This window comes from Sivoneniella epilithica UHCC 1019, from assembly GCF_040830845.1.
Taxonomy (GTDB): Bacteria; Cyanobacteriota; Cyanobacteriia; order Leptolyngbyales; family Leptolyngbyaceae; genus ULC077BIN1.
Map to the genome: position 1 here is coordinate 1 of NZ_JBFPDP010000105.1, position 2,449 is coordinate 2,449.

General features: G+C 41.0%; 1 protein-coding gene. It reads right to left on the reverse strand.

All coding sequences use genetic code 11. The features are described from left to right. Positions 1–315 precede the first annotated feature (315 nt). Positions 316–2,337, reverse strand: a complete 2,022-nt coding sequence (locus AB3R30_RS26785) for an HNH endonuclease (RefSeq protein ID WP_458652254.1) — start codon at positions 2,335–2,337, stop codon at positions 316–318. Between the last annotated feature and the right edge of the window lie 112 nt (positions 2,338–2,449).

The following is a 2,449-nucleotide window of genomic DNA, read 5'->3' on the forward strand; positions in this document are numbered from 1 at the left end:
GCTCAGTTGTTTGTAGGTCATCAGTCCTCCTTGATCTATTTGTAGCCACTTCCCTCTATTCACGCAAGAGGTCTAATCTCGTCAATTGTATAAAGATTAAAGAGTCCACCCTTCGGGAAGCAAGGCTACGGAACCGCACAAACTACACGAAAACCGATGCCGAGATCCCGATCGCCCCTTCTTTGTCCAACAGAGATCGCGCTTTTCTAGGAGAAAATTCAATTATCCAGATGAGACGCACTCTAAATTGGTTCCCATCGCAGTGCAAATCAGTAAGCAACGTATTGTTTCAAAAAGGCATCAACTGCTTCACCACTAATTAGGAACAGTAACCTTAATATCTTGAACATGGGAACACTCAAGCTCATTCTGAATAAAGCTTAAAAGTTCCGCTTTATAGTTGAGTAGCCATTCAGGATGGTTGCCAGCATATAAGCAAATCTCCCAAACGAAGTAGTACTTCCCATTCCTTCTTTCGTGCCAATTCACTTGGCAAACTGCCTTGCAGTGGTAAAAGAAATTGACAATTCTGGTTATTGCTCTTATCTCATCCTGGTCTTTATAGGGTAGAGACAAATCAAGCGTCTTGGGACGGCTTAGCTGTGTGGCATGAAACCGAAAGTTCATTTCATTAATTCCCTTACCGTTCGTACCGTTGCAGATGCTACACAGCGTTTGTGAATTCTCTAAAGTTGTTTCACCACCAAATTTTAGAGGAACAATGTGATCAATCTGTAATCTTACTCCTGCTCCCTTTGCTCCACAGCATAAACAAGCATTGCCATCCCGCCTTTTAACCTGTATCTTTCCTTGCGTAGTTAGTTCTTCTTCAGAAAAAGTGGTTGCTTGAAATGAAACAGTTTGAGAAGTGTTCTCTCCATAAAGCTCGTAATCAAGAATGCCTCTAACCGCTGCCTGCACTGCTGTTTCAAAGCGATTAAATGATTTGTAGAAAGTCTTCCATAAAATACCAGGTTTTGAAAACTCTTGACTTAAGTGTTCACGCAAAACGCGGGGAGGAAGATTAACTACTTTTTGAGCAAGTTTATCCAGGTCGTAAAGCTCTCTTTCCTCAAATGAATGATAAGGAGGAACAGATTGATTCTGAGCAATATGGCGCACAAGCTTGATTAAATCTGAGTTGAGCTTCTCACCAATATTGTCAGTTTCGCGATCGAACCGTTCCTCAATCCATTGTTCAATCTGAGGCTGCATCCATTCATCATCCAAATATTCTTTAGACCACTCATCCAATGAATTTGCGGTAGAGATGAACTTAATGAATGCGTCAAGTTTTTGTTTGGTATGTTCGTAAGCCAAAACAAACTCAGTAAAACCTTCCATTGAGTCTTGTTTCTCGTCAGAATCAGCATAGACGATCTCTGTTTTGTACCAACCAACCGGAAAGATTTTTGAGAACGGAAGAATCCTATAATCCCCGCCGCTTTCAATTGATTTTGCCAATTCTTCCACTAAGCGAATTGAAATATAGTCCAGTGGGTAAGCTTCTCTAACAGAAGGTTCGTTTTCTTCCGTATCCCCATCAAGCGGAGTAGCCCAATCAATTAAACGCTTCCAATCATCAAAGAAAAGAACAATATTTGCTTCACTACTGCCGCCTGCTTTCTCGCCGCGCAAGGCTCTACCGATCATTTGAGTAATTAAAATAAAGCTTGTTGTTTGACGAGTGATGAATACTGTTTGAACGCTAGGAACATCCGCCCCTTCCGTAAGCATTCTGACATTAATTAAAACGTCAAGCGGTGCATGATTGCCATGTTCATCTTTTCCAGTCTTGAATTGATTTAAAATTCGCTTGTTATCATCTTGTGTACGTTTATTACGAGCTTCGGCAGAACCCGGATCAGCGTCTATGTGCGAGTAAATAGCGTCTGCTTTAATGCCTTTTTCAAGGAGCTTATCTTTTAGATAAACGCACTGAAACCAGCGATCGGCAAAGATAATCGTTTTTCCATAAGCAGCTTTATTTTCTACGTAAGTATCTACTATGAAATTGTTTCTCTGCCAGTTTGTTGCAAGAGTTTCAATGAGATCTTCAGGTAGATCTTTATGCTGCTTTACTAATCGGTCATATACTACGTCATTAATTTCTAGTTCTACTTTAGTCGCCGTCTCAATGTAGTTGGGTCTAGCCAAAATCTTCTGAGTGATCAGAGTGTTTTTATTTGCTTCATAGATAATTCTATTTTCAAAGATTTTCCAGAGCCAGCCTCTTCTAGATTCCTCGCTGTAGGTGGGTGTTGCTGTCAAACCCAGAAAATGAACGGTGGGTAGTAATTCTCGCAGCCCTAGCTTATTGTCTTTCTCACCAATCAAAAGGTTACGGCAACCATAAGCAGGTGCATGATGAGGGGAGCATCTCAAAGTTGCAGAAATAGATTAATACCGCCAGAATAAGGGCTGTTGTATTGAGTCCAATGATGACACC